Annotated in this window: 11 protein-coding genes; 7 read left to right on the top strand and 4 right to left on the bottom strand. The window is 61.0% G+C overall.

From position 1 onward, the window contains the following. The first annotated feature begins 67 nt into the window (after positions 1-67). Positions 68-1,126, top strand: a complete 1,059-nt coding sequence (locus ACRARG_RS17315; RefSeq protein ID WP_432691462.1) for an acyltransferase family protein — start codon at positions 68-70, stop codon at positions 1,124-1,126. A gap of 24 nt (positions 1,127-1,150) precedes the next feature. Here the strand turns inward: ACRARG_RS17315 and ACRARG_RS17310 are convergent, their stop codons facing one another. Then, positions 1,151-2,044, bottom strand: a complete 894-nt coding sequence (locus ACRARG_RS17310) for a hypothetical protein (protein ID WP_432691461.1) — start codon at positions 2,042-2,044, stop codon at positions 1,151-1,153. Between the two features lie 185 nt (positions 2,045-2,229). Here ACRARG_RS17310 and ACRARG_RS17305 point away from each other — a divergent pair, with 185 nt between their 5' ends. After that, positions 2,230-3,237 carry an acyltransferase family protein gene (locus ACRARG_RS17305; RefSeq protein ID WP_432691460.1) on the top strand — a complete coding sequence of 336 codons (1,008 nt, stop codon included), beginning with the start codon at positions 2,230-2,232 and terminating at the stop codon, positions 3,235-3,237. Then, positions 3,219-4,310 carry a glycosyltransferase family 4 protein gene (locus ACRARG_RS17300; RefSeq protein WP_432691459.1) on the top strand — a complete coding sequence of 364 codons (1,092 nt, stop codon included), beginning with the start codon at positions 3,219-3,221 and terminating at the stop codon, positions 4,308-4,310. The genes ACRARG_RS17305 and ACRARG_RS17300 overlap by 19 nt, the downstream gene beginning before the upstream one ends. A 61-nt stretch (positions 4,311-4,371) precedes the next feature. Here ACRARG_RS17300 and ACRARG_RS17295 read toward each other — a convergent pair whose 3' ends face one another. Further along, the gene (locus ACRARG_RS17295; RefSeq protein WP_432691458.1) at positions 4,372-5,823 is read right to left on the bottom strand and encodes an oligosaccharide flippase family protein; all 1,452 of its coding nucleotides are present in this window, start codon (positions 5,821-5,823) and stop codon (positions 4,372-4,374) included. Between the two features lie 196 nt (positions 5,824-6,019). Here ACRARG_RS17295 and ACRARG_RS17290 point away from each other — a divergent pair, with 196 nt between their 5' ends. The 3 genes from ACRARG_RS17290 to ACRARG_RS17280 all read left to right on the top strand — a co-directional run bounded on the left by ACRARG_RS17290 (position 6,020) and on the right by ACRARG_RS17280 (position 10,241). Further along, a complete protein-coding gene (locus ACRARG_RS17290; RefSeq protein ID WP_432691457.1) occupies positions 6,020-8,251 on the top strand; it encodes a GumC family protein in 2,232 nt (743 codons plus the stop codon). A gap of 308 nt (positions 8,252-8,559) precedes the next feature. Continuing rightward, positions 8,560-9,243: a sugar transferase gene (locus ACRARG_RS17285; protein WP_432691456.1), complete on the top strand. Its 684-nt coding sequence runs from the start codon at positions 8,560-8,562 to the stop codon at positions 9,241-9,243. 89 nt (positions 9,244-9,332) lie between these two features. Next, positions 9,333-10,241 (top strand): glycosyltransferase family 2 protein, encoded by a 909-nt coding sequence (locus ACRARG_RS17280; protein WP_432691455.1) that lies wholly within the window; start codon positions 9,333-9,335, stop codon positions 10,239-10,241. Positions 10,242-10,283: 42 nt separating this feature from the next. Here ACRARG_RS17280 and ACRARG_RS17275 read toward each other — a convergent pair whose 3' ends face one another. Both ACRARG_RS17275 and ACRARG_RS17270 read right to left on the bottom strand, forming a co-directional pair. Next, positions 10,284-13,127 (bottom strand): S8 family serine peptidase, encoded by a 2,844-nt coding sequence (locus ACRARG_RS17275; protein WP_432691454.1) that lies wholly within the window; start codon positions 13,125-13,127, stop codon positions 10,284-10,286. A 257-nt stretch (positions 13,128-13,384) separates the two neighbouring features. Next, positions 13,385-14,410 (bottom strand): calcium-binding protein, encoded by a 1,026-nt coding sequence (locus tag ACRARG_RS17270; RefSeq protein ID WP_432691453.1) that lies wholly within the window; start codon positions 14,408-14,410, stop codon positions 13,385-13,387. A 542-nt stretch (positions 14,411-14,952) separates the two neighbouring features. Between ACRARG_RS17270 and ACRARG_RS17265 the strand changes: the two genes are divergently transcribed. Continuing rightward, positions 14,953-15,936 carry a hypothetical protein gene (locus tag ACRARG_RS17265; RefSeq protein ID WP_432691452.1) on the top strand — a complete coding sequence of 328 codons (984 nt, stop codon included), beginning with the start codon at positions 14,953-14,955 and terminating at the stop codon, positions 15,934-15,936. Positions 15,937-15,938: the final 2 nt, after the last annotated feature.

Below are 15,938 nucleotides of genomic sequence, written 5' to 3'. Positions count from 1 at the left end.
ACCAGTTGTCCGGCCAGGTTGGCCCCTTGCTTTGGTCCCATTGTTGCAGACAATTCGTAACCTTCAAGTGCTTCGCGCGGTGGCAGCCGGAATGGTTGTCGTCCACCATTCTATCGACATCCTGAGCAACACTTTTCCCGGTGTGCACAGCGTCGTTGTTGGGGCCGCGGGCGTCGACATTTTCTTTGTCCTGTCGGGCGTGGTGATCGCCCTGTCAGAACATGGCCGTCCGCCCGCGCCGGGTGGGTTCCTGCTGCGACGGATCATCCGCGTCTGGCCCATGTACTGGCTGGCGCTCTGGCTGATTGGTCTGGGTGTGATCGCCGGCGCCTCGCCTGTCGGGGTGCAGCCGGTCGACGGAACAATTGGCAACATGTTGAAATCCATGTTCTTTATCCCGTTCGAAAGGGCGCATGGCGCGATCATGCCGCTGCTGGGCGTGGGCTGGACACTGAACTACGAGATGTTCTTTTACCTGGTTTTCGCCCTGCTCATCTTCCTGCCGGACCGGGTCCGCGCGCTGGCGCTGATGGGAACGATGGTGGTGCTGGCCCTTCTGGGGCTTGCCCTGTCGCCGGAAAATGTCGTGCTGTCCTTCTTCTCCAATCCGATCCTGCTGGAATTTGCGGCAGGGGTCGGTCTGGCCCAGCTCTGGATCGCGAATTGGGGCGCGGGTCGCCATGACCGGGTCGCGGGCGCGGCTCTGCTGGCTCTGGGTGTGGCGGGTTTTGTGCTGATGAATAGCCCCGAAGGCTTTTCGCAGCTCATGCTGTCCCGGGTTCTGGTCTTTGGCATTCCGGCAGTGCTCTGCGTGGCCGGGGCGATGCTGATCGAACGCAGCGGCCTGTCGATCAAAAGCCGGTTCTGGATGGAACTGGGCGCGGCGAGCTATGTGCTCTACCTCTTCCATTCCTTCGTGCTGCAGATCGTGTTCAAGGGCGGCAATGCGGCGGGCCTTCAGTCGCTAGGGCCGGTGGCCCAGGTGGCCGCGGCGATCTTCGCATTCGTTCTGGCGCATCTGGTGGCTGTTTTCCTCCACCGCCGGGTGGAAAAGCCGGTGACGGCGATGCTGAACCGTATCGTTGGCCGTCAAAGCGACAGGCTGGCAAGCTCGCCGGTCAGCTGATGCCGGCGAGCGCTGCCTGATCCCTTACGAATAGATCGCCTGAAGGCCTTTGCCGATCAGCTGGATGGCAATACGCTCCGGCGCGGCGAATTTGGACCGGTCTGTCGCATGCTGGGGACGGATGACGATATCCTCCCGGCTGAACCGGTCCGGATTGCCCAGGACGGAGTGGTAATTCTCCGAAGGCCGGACAGAGTTTTCCGACACCCAGGAAATTTCACCGGCAAGCCCCGGAAAATCGGGCTCAAGCGCGCGCTCAAGCGCGGCTTTGGGATGCCGCGAGAAATCGGGATAGTCGATCCGGCGCAGCGTCGATTTGCGCGACAGGGACCGCGCCGCCTGTTCCACCTTGATCCAGTCCGCCGCGGCCTCGCGGATTGGTGGCTTTTTCATCGGCGAATTGGTCGAGGGTTCGAATTTTGGCCGCCGCCAGGAGGCGATCACATCCTCCGCCGCGCGATAGGCATGCAGAAAGACGGGCGAGAGGCCCGCGGCAAGCACCCAGGCCCGCGGCCCGGCTTTGGAACTGTCCAGCACGACGTCGCCACCGCCCGCCTTGCGCGTCCCGTCAAAGAGCCGCCGCTGCAGATCAATGAATTCCGCCAGCCGGTCATCGGCGCGGATCCGGTCCAGATTGTACCGCAGGGTCATCAGGTATTTGTTGCGCACGACGCTAGTCTCAAGCTCGGCCAGCCGCGCCAGTTCGGCGGGGCCGATATCGGCGTGGCCAAGCGCCTCCTGCCAGAATGAGCACTCCGGGACCCGCTTGCCGCAGGAACACAGCAGCGTCTCCACCGGCAACCGCCAGAGCGCGTGAATCTCTCCCACGCCGACAACGCGGGGCGCGGTGTTGAGAATGCGTTCCATGACGGTGGACCCGCTCCGGCCGGAACCGATGATATAAATGAGGTCAGCCAAAGAATTCTCCGATAATGTCTTAACAAGCTTTTATACGTTGTTGACGCGGGGCATGCTTGCAGGCAACCCCTTAGGTGGACAAGGATATCGTAACATGGCTTGCCGGACCCGGGCGGTAAAAAATGGGGCGCTTGCAGAGGTTTGCCTGCGCCGCTTCAAGATCGGGCAGGTAGGACCAAAGACAGATGAAGGCAGACAGAGACGTGACTGAAAAGGCCGCACTTCCGGGCAGGGACGATCGGATCGACCTGGCGCGGGGCATCGCGATGATCCTGGTTGTCTTTGGCCATGCGCTGGTCGGGGCCAAGGATGCCGGGCAGGATACATTCTGGGTCCGCTTTCTGCTGGTGGTGATCTATTCCACGCATATGGCGCTGTTTTTCGAAGTGTCGGGCATTTTGTCCGGCAGCATGGCAAAGCGTCCCTGGGCTCAGTTCACCACCTCGATGCTTCAGCGCATCGTCTGGCCCTATGTGCTGTGGAGTTTTGTGATCTACTCCATCCACTTCATGATGAGCGGCTACACCAATGCCGTGATCGCAGAATATCAGCCCTGGCGCATCTTTATCCGGCCGCCGGCTGTGATGTGGTTCCTCTATGTTCTGTTCATCGCCATGATCATTCTGCGGGTCCTCGCCCCGCTGGACCGTCGTGTGACCTTGGTCGTGGGGGCGGTCCTTCTGTTGGCGCCCTATGTCTATTCAGGCTGGCCGGAAAACAGCCGGTTCGTCGGGCTGTTTCTGCTGGCCGCGGTGGCGGGCAAGGCCGCAATTCCCTATCTGACGCGGCCCGCCTTTGTTGCCGTTTCAGCGGCGATCATGTGCGTGGTGGTCGTGATGGCCTGGATGCAGTCGCTTGAGCTTTTGCCCGGCTATCCCGCCAGCCAGGCCCGGTATATCCCGGCGCTTGTTGCGGGCCCCGCGCTGATCTTTGCGGCCTGTCATCTGGCCCGCTCCACTGGCGTGATGTCCGGCGTTCAGCGCTTCCTTGTCTATGTCGGGCAAAAGACGATGGCGATTTTCGTCACGCATATCCTGATCACCGCCGGAAGCCGGATCGGCCTGCGTCTGGTCGGGATCGACAGCTGGCCGCTGATCATTCTGATCGCGACGGTGCTGGGGGTCGGGCTTCCGCTGATCGCCGTGACCATCACGGACCGGCTGAACCTGTCGAAATGGCTGGGCTGGCGCTGATGCCGAAGCTGCTGATCAACGGCCGGTTCCTGGCCGGAGAGGCAACGGCGGTCAATGCCGTGGCGCGCGATCTGTCGCGGGCGCTTATTGAGGCGCCCGGCCGCTGGGACATCGCCCTCGCGATCCCGCCGGGGCTGGCTGATACCGCGCGCGACCTTGGCCTGCCGGCCCGGGTCACAGGCACCCGGGACGGGATTGCCTGGGAACAGCGCGATCTGCCCCGCCTGCGGAAAGAGGCGGTGATTGCCGGTTTTTTCAACACCGTGCCGCTGATCGGGTCGGGCTATGTCACGATGCTGCACGACGCCCATGTTTTCACGACGCCTGCCTCCTATTCGCTGCCAACCCGGCTGTGGCGGCAACTGCTGTCGCGTCGGGCTGGCGCGGCCGGAAACTACGTTTGCACGATTTCCGACTATTCGCGCGACAGCCTGCTGACCTGCGGGATCGGGTCCCCGGACAGGCTGGCGGTTGTGCCCAATGGCATCGGCGGGGCGGGATTGGCCGCACCGGACCGGACGGTGCTGGATCGGCTTGGTCTGACGGGGCGCGATTTTGTCGTCGGCCTGTCCAGCCTCTTGCCGCATAAGAACATCGGCGTGCTGCTGCAGGCATTTGCCGATCCGGCGCTGGCGGATATGCAGCTGGTTCTCTTCGGCAAGGCAGACCGCGCCGCCTTTGAGGCCGCAGGCCACAGCATCCCCGACAATGTGACCTTTGCCGGGTTTGTCTCGGATGCCGAGCTGGCGGCGCTTTACGACGCAGCCGTCGCCGCCTGCATCCCGTCGACAGAAGAAGGGTTCGGCCTGCCGGCGCTGGAATCGATGGCCCATGGGACGCCGGCCATCGTGGCCCCCTGCGCTGCCCTTCCCGAAGTGGTCGGACAGACCGGGCTTTATGCCTCTGCCACCGATCCGGGGGAATGGGTTGCCGCCATCCGGCGTCTGGCCGGAGAAGAGCCGGGACTGCGGGCGAGCCTTAGCGAACAGGCCAAAGAACGGGCGGAGGGCTTTAGCTGGGCGGCCTCGGCCCGGGCTTTTCTGACCGCGCTGGACGGCTGGTTCCCGGCCTGAACCGGGCCGGGGTCCTTGCGGGCCGCCGGTCTGACGGCATGACGCGATGGCGCCCCGGCGGTCAGTCGGAAAAGATCGACAGGTTGAGGACGCGCCACTTCAGGCCGACAAAGGCCAGGCTCAGCCCGAACACCACCGCAAAGCCGATGCTGGCGATCAGGGCCCAGGCTTCGGTCAGGCCGGACTGCGACACCAGAAGGTAAAAGCCGGCCAGAGCAACGGCATAGATCGCCACCAGCACGATCGCCTTGCCGCCGCGCTTCAGCCCCGGCCCGATGTCGATCCGGCCCCAGCGACGGATGACCAGCAGCGTGATCGGGACCGACAGCACCTGCAGCACCGCTTGCGCGATGGCGAGGGTCTGGAACCCCTGCGGCGCGAAGATCAGGATGGAGATCAGGATCATCGTCGTCAGGCCGAGGTTATTGTACATCGCGACCCGCGTATTGCCGCGCGCGGCAAAGATCGGTTCGACCATGCTTTGCGTGACCCGGGCGGCGGCGACGATGGACAGGGCCTGAACCGCGATGATGGCGGCCTGATATTCGGTGCGGAACATCGTGTCGACCACGGCCCCGCCCAGGACCATGACCGTGGCGGCAACGCCGCCGATCAAAAGCGTGCCCGCGCCAAAGAAATTGGCAAAGACCGGGTCGAGGCTCTGCCCCTTGCGGCTCTGCTGGCCGAAGCTTTTCAGCGAAAAACTGCGCAGCGGCTGCGCGACGATTTCCACCGTCGCCATGGCAAGCCGGTTGGCAAACCGGTAGAGGCCGGATTCGGCCGTGGAAAAGATGAAGGCCAGAATCAGGTCGGTGCCGAAGTTGGAAAAGAAGGTCAGCAGCCGTGCACCGTAGAGCCCGCTGGCATAGCCGGCGGCCTTGCGCGCCAGTGCCGCGTCGAACACGAATTTCGGCCGTTCCGGCACGCTAAAGAAGAACATGGCAAGCGCAAGAGCGATGCGCGCGGCCCGGAAGGCGACCAGCGCAAAGACCGACTGCCAGTAGATCAGTGCCAGAATGCCCACAAAAAGGGCACCAAAGTTGGACCCGCCGACACAAAGGAAATATCGCCGCATCATTCCGGCCCGGGTCAGCGCAGCCGACCCCCAGCCGATCATCGACGCAAAGGGTTGAAGCGCGCCAAGCCATCGCAGCACGGGCGCCAGGCGGGGCGCGTCAAAGACATTGGCCAGGACATCCGCAAAGATGAAAATCAGCCCGCCGCCGATGGCGCCGATGCCGGTCAGGACCCAGAACATGGTCGACAAAACGCTGGTATCGTCTGCATCGGAATTGACCACGAAGTGGAAAAAGCCGGTGTAGGTCAGCATGATCACGAATTCGACAAACACCACCGACAGCGTGTACACGCCATATTCCGCCGCCGTGAGGTAGCGCGCGGCAAGAAGGGTGATGACGAAGGCGGAAAGCTGCTGGGAACTGAGGCCGATCATCGACACGACGGCGTTGACGCTGCCTCGTCTGGAGGCACTTTGCCCTTGCTGGTCGGTCATTCGCCTCGCTCACGCAGAATTTTGTGTATTCTCAAAGCTATGATTGCCATTCGGGCAGTTCCGGAAAATAATTCTTTCCGAGACTTAAGGCACAAGGCTATGTAGTTGGCAACGAACTTTCCTTTCGTAAACATCAAGTTTGAGAGCCAGCCGTCCGGCGCCAAAATTCTTAGCAGTTGCAGGAGCGATTAGTACCATGGCCGAGTTAAAGCCCACACGTGCGGGCAGCAGTCCTGAACCCGGCGCTCTGACGACCAACCAGAACGACTATGGCGGTGAGGCGGACGATCGGATCGAATTTAGCCGGATCATTCGGTCGATCTGGTACCGCAAATGGCTGGTCGTTGCGATGATGGTGGGTCTGGCGGCGATCTTCTTTGCCTTTACGGTTGTGCAGCCCAAAACCTACATGGCCGGGGCAACTGTCATGCTCGACCCGCGGGAACAGCAGGTCATCGCGGCGCAGGATCAGGTGGTCTCCGATCTCAAGCTCAGCAATCCGATTGTGGAGAGCGAGGTCACGCTGCTTCGCTCCAGCACGTTGATGGGCCGCGTCGTTGATGCCATCGGGATCGACCGGTTCAACATTATCGACCCGGCTATGGCACAACCCGGCATGCTGGACCGTGTCAAATCGCGGATCACTTCGCTGATCCCCTCCGGACCGTCTGCACCTGCCGCAGATCCCGCCGCCGCGCCAGCCATGAGCCCCGAAGAACGGCGCAAGATGCGGATCGTGGATCAGCTCCGCCGGTCGCTGTCGGTGCGGCGTGTAGGTGAGTCCTATGTGATCGAAATTGCCGTCGCCACGGTCGATCCGGAACTTTCGGCAATGGTCGCGAATACCCTGGCCGAGACCTATATCGAACAGCAGCTGAACGAACGTCAGCGGGTCGCGGAATCGGCCACGCGCTGGTTGGCCCAGCAGGTCGAAGAGCGTCGCGGAGAGCTGGCCGCAGCTGAGGCCGAGGTCGAGGCGTTCAAACGGACCCAGCTGGACCAGACCGGCGCATCGATCGAGGTTCTGGAACAGCAGCTGGCCGAATTGAACCAGCAGCTTGCGCTGGCACGGTCGGACCGCGCGACGGAACAGGCCCGCCTGCAACAGATCGAAACGGTTCTGTCCTCCCAGGGGGCCGCCGCGGCGGCCGAACTGCAGAGCTCGACCTATATCAGCAGTCTCAGGGAAATCCGGGCGGAACTGATCCGCGAGGATTCGCGCCTGTCGCTGACCCGGGGGCCAAACCATCCGGACCGCGCCAGCATTCGTTCGGAACTCGAACAGGTGAACGGCTCCATCGAGGCTGAGGTCAGCAATATCGCGGCCACGCATCGCAACGAGATCGACATCCTGCGCACGCGGGAGGCGTCCTTGCAGGCGGATGTCGACGGGATCGAGGGTCAGCTGTCGGAAATCGCGACCTCCTCGCTGCAACTGCGGCAGCTGGAGCGGGAATCCGAAGCGGCGCGGTCGTCTTACGAAGAACTGCTGAGCCGGCTGGGCGAGATCCGGGCCCAGGCCGAAATTCAGCGCGCAGAGGCGCGCATGGTCAGCCCCGCTCAGATCCCCGGCGGGCCGTTTTCGCCCAGGGTCAAGCTGATGACAGCCTTTGGCGCAACGCTGGGCCTGACGATCGGGCTTCTGCTGGCGCTGGCGATGGAGATGATCAGTTCCGGCTATCTGCAGAGCACCGAACTGGAGCGCGCCACCGGCCTGTCTGTTCTGACCGTGATCCCGAAAGAGCGGCTGCAGCGGCCGTTGTCGGTTCTGGCGCGGCTCGACGGTGGGACATATTCGTTGTTTGCCGAACGAATACGGCAGCTGCGGACCGTCATCGGGCTGAACATGACCCGGGGCAAGCCGCATAGCGTTGTTGTCATCTCCTCCCTCCCGGACGAGGGCAAGACGGCGACCTCCATCGCTCTGGCCCGGTCCCATGCCATGGCCGGCAAACGCGCGATCCTTGTCGATCTCGATACCCGGCGGTCCGTCCTGCACAAGGAGCTGGGCGGCGCCGATGCGACCGACATTGCCGATTATGTCGCCGGGCGCGTGCCTTTGGAAAAGGCCATCGTCTATGTCAAACGGTTCGGGTTCTCTGTCACCGGCACACGCCAGCACGAGGCGCTGATGGCCGACAGCGTCTCCACCGCCGTGATCGAGGATCTGATCAAGGAACTGGGCAAGCGGTTCGATGTCATCATCGTCGACGTGCCCCCGGTTCTGGCCGTGTCCGATGGCCTGTCGATCGCCGCGGCCGTGGACAGCATTCTCTATCTTGTGCGCTACAGGAAGACCTCCAGAAAGTCCGTGGCCTATGGACTGGCGGCCCTGAAACACGTCGGTCTGCGGCCCACCGGGCTGGTCCTGACCATGGCAGACGTCGAGGCGGACCCAGATATCTATGCAGGAACATACACTTACTGATGTCTTAATTCGATTGTTGAGAATTAGGCAAAAAACTGGCAACACTGTGATTAGCGTTTGACTTTATTTGGGCGCTATACGACATTTTCCGCAGCGCAGCATCGCGGACCGAAAGATTCGCTCGGCTGCATTTTCATTTCGGGCCCACGTTTTGAGTGGCCAATTTTGATGCGAGGGTTTGGGCTAGGGAGGTAGCCGCGGAACTTGTCGCATGTGTCCAGAAGGACATGAAACCAATATCGATGGCTGATCAGGGCAGGGGGCGGCCCAGCGTTTGGCCATATCAAGATTTTTTTAAGGAAAGATCCATGAGTGACACTTCGACGACGGAAAATCGTATTTCCGAAATTTCAGAAGTGCGTGCCGGCCTCGTTTACGTTTCCAGCTATGCCGGGTTTCTGAAGCGCACGTTCGACATCCTGCTTTCGATTCTGATGCTGCCCGTACTCATCCCCGTGATCCTGCTGCTGGCGATTGCCGTGCGGCTTGAAGGCGGTCCGGGCTTTTTTGGCCATCATCGGGTCGGCCAGGGCGGCCGTCTGTTCCGCTGCTGGAAAATCCGGACCATGGTGCCTGATGCGCAGGCGCGTCTTGAGGCTCTGCTGGCCTCCGATGCTCTGGCCCGGGAGGAATGGGCGCGCGACCAGAAACTGCGCAACGACCCGCGCGTGACCCGCCTGGGCAATTTCCTGCGGAAGTCTTCGCTGGACGAGCTGCCGCAGATCTGGAACGTGCTGCGTGGCGACATGAGCCTGATCGGCCCGCGCCCCGTGACCGAACCGGAGCTGGTGAAATACGGTGCCAAGAAATGGGCCTATCTTGCGATGCGGCCGGGGATCACCGGGCTGTGGCAGGTGTCTGGCCGGAACGACGTCAGCTATGACGAACGGGTCCAGCTGGATGTCGACTATCACAACAGCATGTCCTTTGCCGGCGATTTGCGCATTCTGGTGCAGACGGTTGGCGCGGTGCTGGGAAAAACTGGCATGTGATCCGACAGCTGCGACAGTGGCAAATCAAGGGGGGCTGCGGTATCTGAAAGATGCCGTGGCCCTTTTCCTTAGAACAGGATGATCTCTCCATGACTCATAAAATCGCCGTCGTCATTTGCTCCGTCGGCAGGCCGGACGCGCTGACCGATACCCTGCCCTGGGTCTACCGTCAGACCGTGCCGGCAAGCGATGTGCTTCTCGTGGTGACGAAACCGGCAGACCTGCCGCCTGCGGATGTCCTTGAGGGCTATCCCGGTTTGCAGGTGATCTATTCGGAAAAGGGCCTGCCACGGCAGCGGAACAAGGGGCTGGACGCGGTCCAGAGCACTTGTGATGCGGTGTTCTTCATCGATGACGATTATCTGCCGGCGCGCGACGCCCTTGCCGGGATCGGTCGCGCACTGGACGCTTTCCCCGAAGCGGCCGGGTTCACCGGCCGGCTGCTGGCGGATGGCATCCATACCGGCGGGGTGGAGCTGGACGAGGCATCGCAGTTGATTACGGCCTATGAGGACAGCGCAGCAGGTACGGCGGCGGATGTCCCGGTGATCAAGCGGGAGCTCGTCGGCCTCTACGGGTGCAATATGGCCTATCGCTGCAGCATGATCGGCGAACACAGGTTCGATGAGCGGCTGCCGCTTTACGGCTGGCAGGAGGATGTCGATTTTGCCGCGCGTCTGCCGGGCGAAAAGATCAAGGTCGGATCGCTTGTCGGTGTCCATTGCGGCACACGGTCCGGGCGGGAAACCAGCGGCAAACTGTTGGGCTACAGCCAGGTGGCGAACGCGATTTACCTGTTGCGCAAGAAGTCGCTCCCCGCCGGGTTCGCGCTGAAGCTCATGGCGCGGAATGTGATGTCGAACCACGCAAAGCTATTGAAGCCGGAGCCCTGGATCGACCGTCGTGGCAGGGCGCGGGGCAATTGGATCGCCTTCCGCGATCTCTGCGTCGGACGGCTTCATCCTGAACGCATTCTCGATCTGATTGCCGGAAAATAAAGAGAAACCCCCGGATCCCAGGCGGGATCCGGGGGTATTGTATCAGCCGAACAGCAGCTGCTGGTTCAGGGCTTCCACCCCGGCTTCGGTAAAGAAGGCGAAGTAGTCGATGACGCCGTCATGTTCCAGCCCGAGATGGGTGCCGGTGCGTGTTTCGTCATAGACGAGCGTCCCGCTCACATCGTCGCCGAGACGGACAATGATGCTGTCCATTCCGCCGTCAAAATCGATCACGCGGTTGGACGCGCCGGCTTCGAAATTGAGGATGATCGTATCGGCGCCATCCTGACAGACATACCGGTCGCTGCCGAACCCGCCATCCATGACAGAGGACGCGCCACGGCTGGCCACAAGGGTATCGTCGCCCTCGCCGCCGAACAGGGTGTCGGCATCGCGCCCGCCGACAATCCGATCGTCACCGTCGCCGCCATAGAGCATGTTCTGGCCGGAGATCGCCGAAAGCACGTCATTGCCGTCGTCGCCCCAGATGGTGTCGTTGCCGGCACCACCGACGATCCGGTCGTCATCCGCGCCACCATGGATGGCGTCGTTTCCGGCATCGCCGAACAGGCGGTCGTCGCCCTCGTCGCCCCAGATCGTGTCACTGCCGGCACGGCCCCGGATGGTATCGTCGCCCGCATCGCCATAAAATTCATTGGCGTAACGGTCGCCCAGCAGCGTATCCGACCCGAGCGTGCCGTAGATCGCATCCGTCGCGTCGGGCGGGGTCGGGGTGTCTTCCGGCTCTTCCACAATCGGGTCTTCCTCGACCGGTGTCTCGACGACAGGTTCCTCGACAGCGGGTTCCTCGACCACCGGCTCCTCCGGCGTTTCGACCGGGGTTTCCGGTTCCTCGATCACGGGGGGTGTCACCACAGCGTCGCCCAGCTCTGCCAGAAGCTGCTCCAGCGTGTATTCGATATTGGTGAAGACGAAATTCTCGATCCCGGTGATGTATTCGATCGTCACGCTCTGGTTCTGATACCAGCTGAAACCGAAGAAGTTATCGAGGCTCTGCGTCGCCCGGCACAGCAGCGAGCTGTCGAAGTCAAAGACCAGAGTGTCATTGCCCTGACCGCCTTCGATCGTGTCATCGCCGCCGCTGATGTAGAACGTATCGTTCCCGCGTCCGCCGGAGAGGAAGTTGTCATCCTCCGACCCGAAGAGCGTGTCGTTGCCGTCGCCCCCAAAGGCATTCTCGATCGTATCCGGTTCGATCACGATGGTCTGACCGCCAACGTGGCTGCGCCGTTCGCCGGACAGGTCGATCTGGTTGCCGGTGGTGGTCATGGCCAGGTTGATGCTGTCGCGCCCGCCGTCGGTATCCGTGACGGTGGACCGGTCGGCCAGATCTTCGGCGTCGTAATAGCCGTTCGCGAATTCGTCGTTGAAGTAGTAAACGTCGTCCGCTTCGAGGTCGCTGCCATAGACCGACAGCTCAACACCGCGCAGGGCGGCAGACATCGGGCCGGACCCGTTGGTCAACAGGGCATCCGGGTTGGTGTTGTAGATATCCAGCGTCCAGGTGCCGCGCGCCAGTTCACCCAGCAAGGCGTTGGTCGTGAACGGGAAATTGGTAAAGCCGCCGCCGCCGTTGACCGTGGAATAGTCATATACCAGCTGGCTGACAGTGCCGTCGGGGCTGGTCAGGTAGACCTCAAGATCGTTGGAATGGAACCAGGCAAAACGCATGGAGAGCTGCGCGCTCTCGATCTCCATATCCTCGGTAAATTCGATCTCGACGCGCAGGTGATCGTTTTCGCCGGCGGTCATGACCTCGTTCATGCGCAGGCTGACGGTCTCTGTCCGGAGGGTGGCGTAGGTCTGCTGGTATTCCCAGGTTTCCGCCAGACGCACGGCATCATGCACGTTGAGGTAGCCATAGCCGTAGCTGTCGGAATAATGCATGCCGCCGCCGTTGAAATTGTCGGCGCCATTGGTCACCCAACCCAGCCCGACGCGGCTGTCGGTGCCCAGCTGATCGGCCCGTGCCGACAGCGCGAGGATTTCCATCACGTCGCGATAGCCCAGGTCTTCGTTCGCATCGAGGATCAGCGCGGCTGCCGCCGAAACGGCCGGCGCGGCGAAAGAGGTGCCGTTCATCTCACGGACACTGCCATAGGCCCAGCTGGTCAGAATGTCTTCGCCGGGCGCCGAGAGCAGCAGGTTGGACCCGAGCGAGCTGAAACCAGAGACTTCGCCTTCCGAATCGACCGAGCCCACGGCGATGGTGAAGGGAGAGTTCTGATAGCCGTGGTAGTTGGAGGATTCGCTGCCGCCTTCATTCCCGGCGGCAAATACGATGACGGTGCCCAGACCGTCACGTCCGTTTTCGACGGCATTGACCAGGGCGTTGTAGCCGTCCGACCCGATTGTCAGCTTGTCCGAAAAGGCGGTCGTGTAAGACCAGCTGCAATTCAGAACGTCGACATTCGTGGCAAGGTTGATGCCCATCAGAACCTGCGATGTGACGTCGGAGGAAGAGAAGTCCATCGCGTAGTTGGTGATGGTCGCGTCATAGGCGATACCCATGCCACCAAACCCATTGTCCTTTTCGGCCGCGATCACCCCGGCAACGGCGGTGCCGTGGGAATGCTGGCTGATCACGCTGTCCCAGTCGAAGTCATCGGTATTCTCGCCCAGGTGGTAGTCGAGCGAGGAATCGTAATTGTCATCGAGGTCCGGATGAAAGTTGTTGATGATGGAGTCCATCACCGCGACCACGATCCCGGATCCGGTGTAGTCTTCCCAGACGGATTCTACATTGATCGACATCTCGGACTGGTTGGGACGATCAAAATACCACTGCCCCGAGGTGTTCGGGTCTGAAAAGCCGGTAAGCTCAACAGTGGATTCTTCGACTGTGGAAGTGAAATCTTTGGGCATCTTTTTTCCTCTTCGGACAGTCGGGATTTCTCCGGACCATCGGGATGGCAAGTGCCGGCCTTCTGTCCGACGTCACCCAGAAGCTGACGGCGAAACATGGTTGAAAAACGGCGACCCGTGGAACTTTGTGAGGAAATAAGACACAAACCTTAGTGTATGGTTTACTAACCGTTCTCAGTTTGGAAACGACGAAAGCCCGCCAGATTGTGGCGGGCTTTCTTGTGGTTTCAGTCGTGTGGGGCGCGGGGCCCGGGACGTTACGAGTAGATGAAGTCGTCCATATCGATCTGCTGGTTGTGCACCGTGATCGTGGTTCCGCCGAAGGTGATAAAGGAGTTCTGAACAGACGGATCGTAAACAATCGTCGGTTCGACACTGCCCAGCACATAGCCATCCAGTTCGATGAAATCGGTGCCGGAGACAAAGTCCCAGATTTGGTCGTGCCCGCCATCGGTGGTGAAGACGAAGATATCGCTTCCGGAGGCGCCTTCATACTGGTTGTCGGCATCGCCGTACAGAACGTCGTCGCCGCTGCCGCCATAGAGCGTGTCGTCGCCATAGCCGCCGAACATGCGGTCATCGCCGGAGCCGCCGTACAGCACGTCCTGATCGTCGCCGCCATACAGTTTGTCGTTGCCGACTTCGCCGTAGATCTCGTCATTGTCGGCATCGCCAAACAGCGCATCGTCACCGTTGCCGCCGTAGATCAGGTCGTCGTCATCGCCACCGCGGACGCGGTCAACCTGTTCGACACCAAAGATCGTATCATTGCCGGCACCCGCCAGAACGAGGTCATAATCCGGGCCGGGGTTCGTGCCGATGAACGCATCGCCGTTGTCGATCTGATCACCGTCTTTATCGACATAGAAGAGGTCGATCAGGTCGGCTTCATCGGTCCCGTCCACATAGCCGTTGGGCATGATTTCCGGTTCGGGCTCGGGCTCGATGATGCATTCGATATCGGAGAAGCACAGCACACCCTTGGGGCAGCCGTCGTCATCCAGGAAGACAACCTTGCCGACAAGATCGCCGCACCAGGTCTTATAGGTGCAGAGTTCGTAGCTGTCGGGTTCGAGGTTCGACAGATCGAGCGTGTCTTTGCCGCGATTGCCATCGACAGAGGCATAGCCGCAGAAGGGCTCGATAACGAAGGTGTCGTCGCCGCAGCCGGCTTCGATCTTGTCGCCGCGACCGATGTCGTCATAGGTCACGTCGCTGTGCGACCGGCGGTTGTAGTCCCAGCTGGACCACGAGAAACTGGACTTGAAAAGGCTGAAGAACATGGTTTTCCCCTAGATGACTTTGCTTCAATTTCTTTTCGGAATTGGCAACAATAGCTGTGAGCCGCTCCGCGATGTTCCAGCCACCAGAAATCTCCGGCACGGGGTGTGACACCCGGCCCGACGGCGACCATTAAAGGAAAGTTAAAGTATTTGGGGGTGGTCCGGCGAATCCAAAATGAGGCGGGACTGTGGCCAAGTTTGACTGCTTGGCGCCCAATTTGGCCGCAATCAGCCGGTTTCCGCCACAAAATTGCCTGATAAATAAGGCAAAAAGGTGTTGAACAGGGGTATGATAAGTCTATCTGACGCGGTCACAGCGTGTGTGTAGGAATTTGTGCTCACGACCGCACTTTCGTCACGATTGATGCACAATATCGCCGTCGAGTTTGGATTGTTTCCTAACCGGAAGTTGAAGAAAGAGCAGACGATTCGGTTATGAGTGTTGAGCTTGCCGGCTGGTCCGGCGTACCTCTTGGTATCGGGTTACAGAAAATTGAATTTGATGCATTGAAACCAAGAGAGCTTGATCCAGGGGTTTAGTGATGGAAATTGATCATTCACTTGCGCGCAACGTGATCCTTGTGACAGGCACACCGCGGTCGGGGACCACGGTTGTCGGGACACAGCTGGGCCTGGCACGGCATTCCGCCGCGCTTTACGAGCCCATGAACGCCGATAGCGGCGACAGGACAATCAGCCGGTATTTCGAATGCCCCGGCGCCAATGGCTATGATTACGACACGTTCGATGACCTGGTGCGCCGGATCGCGGCGCTGACGCTGCGGCTGAAGCCCGGTGTTTTCGAACATGAAAACGGTGTGCGGCGCTGGCTGAAATACGTCATCGGCGGCCAGTCGCGGCAGTCGCTGCGCAAGGCGCGGTTCTCCGGCAAGGTGGAAAACGTGATCTGGAAAGATCCGCTGGCCGCGCTTTCGGCGCGCGCCGCTGTGGCGCGGTTTGGCCTGCCGCTTGTCATTACCTACCGCCCGCCTCTGGCCGTTGCCGCCAGTTTCAAGCGGCTGAACTGGCGTTTCAACGCCCATCAGATGCTGGAAACGCTGGGCGGCGCCTATTTCGAAGACGATCCGCTGCCGGACCGGGACAATCTGAGCATTCCGGAATGCGCCGCTGCCATCTGGACCATGATCTACGGAGAGCTCTACAAGGCGCTTCAGGACCATCCGGGCCACGTATTTCCGGTCACAATGGACGATCTTCTGGTCGATCCGCGCGGAACCTATGCCCAGCTTTATGAAGAGCTTGGCCTGGAAGCGACCGAGGCCTCCGAGGCCGGTATTCGGGAAGCCGAAGAGAAAATCCAGGACAAGGAAAAGAGCGACCTGCCATCCGGGCATCCGCATACCAAGGACCGGAATATCAGCGCGGCGAATTCTTACTGGAGCTCGGTGCTCGACCAAGACGAGATCGAGGTCGTCCTGCGCCGGGCCGGCATGCTGCCCCAGCAGTTCGAACAGCATTTCGACCAGCGCCGGGCGAGCCGGAAGGCAAGCGCCGAAGCGGTGTGACT

The sequence above is a fragment of the Pseudooceanicola profundi genome (assembly GCF_050897955.1).
Lineage (GTDB): Bacteria > Pseudomonadota > Alphaproteobacteria > Rhodobacterales > Rhodobacteraceae > Pseudooceanicola.
This window is presented reverse-complemented; position numbering and strand designations above follow the sequence as displayed.

What these genes read in the sequence shown, in the direction of transcription:
- ACRARG_RS17305 (WP_432691460.1), top strand. Translation starts at nt 2,230, where the DNA reads ATGAAGGCAGACAGAGACGTGACTGAAAAGGCCGCACTTCCGGGCAGG.
- ACRARG_RS17290 (WP_432691457.1), top strand. Translation starts at nt 6,020, where the DNA reads ATGGCCGAGTTAAAGCCCACACGTGCGGGCAGCAGTCCTGAACCCGGC.
- ACRARG_RS17295 (WP_432691458.1), bottom strand. Translation starts at nt 5,823, where the DNA reads ATGACCGACCAGCAAGGGCAAAGTGCCTCCAGACGAGGCAGCGTCAAC.
- ACRARG_RS17300 (WP_432691459.1), top strand. Translation starts at nt 3,219, where the DNA reads ATGGCTGGGCTGGCGCTGATGCCGAAGCTGCTGATCAACGGCCGGTTC.
- ACRARG_RS17275 (WP_432691454.1), bottom strand. Translation starts at nt 13,127, where the DNA reads ATGCCCAAAGATTTCACTTCCACAGTCGAAGAATCCACTGTTGAGCTT.
- ACRARG_RS17285 (WP_432691456.1), top strand. Translation starts at nt 8,560, where the DNA reads ATGAGTGACACTTCGACGACGGAAAATCGTATTTCCGAAATTTCAGAA.
- ACRARG_RS17265 (WP_432691452.1), top strand. Translation starts at nt 14,953, where the DNA reads ATGGAAATTGATCATTCACTTGCGCGCAACGTGATCCTTGTGACAGGC.
- ACRARG_RS17280 (WP_432691455.1), top strand. Translation starts at nt 9,333, where the DNA reads ATGACTCATAAAATCGCCGTCGTCATTTGCTCCGTCGGCAGGCCGGAC.
- ACRARG_RS17270 (WP_432691453.1), bottom strand. Translation starts at nt 14,410, where the DNA reads ATGTTCTTCAGCCTTTTCAAGTCCAGTTTCTCGTGGTCCAGCTGGGAC.